Origin of the sequence: Ventosimonas gracilis (genome assembly GCF_001580025.1) — a bacterium.
GTDB classification, from domain to species: Bacteria; Pseudomonadota; Gammaproteobacteria; order Pseudomonadales; family Pseudomonadaceae; genus Ventosimonas; species Ventosimonas gracilis.
This window is the reverse complement of the sequence record NZ_LSZO01000122.1, coordinates 1-232: the sequence shown is the minus strand read 5'-3', so window position 1 is coordinate 232 and position 232 is coordinate 1. Positions and strand designations below refer to the sequence as shown.

The following is a 232-nucleotide window of genomic DNA, read 5'->3' as shown; positions in this document are numbered from 1 at the left end:
GTCGCGCACTTCCATCTCGACCAGTTCCAGCAGCTCTTCGTCATCGACCATGTCCGCTTTGTTGAGGAACACGACGATGTACGGCACGCCCACCTGACGGGACAAGAGGATGTGTTCGCGGGTTTGCGGCATCGGACCATCAGCGGCCGAGCAGACCAGGATCGCGCCGTCCATCTGCGCGGCACCGGTAATCATGTTTTTCACGTAGTCGGCGTGACCCGGGCAGTCGACG

Annotated in this window: 1 protein-coding gene; it reads right to left on the bottom strand. The window is 61.2% G+C overall.

Annotated features, from left to right (window positions below):
• A partial coding sequence (locus AXE65_RS05380; protein WP_239685034.1) for a GTP-binding protein occupies window positions 1-232 on the bottom strand: 232 nt, incomplete at both ends.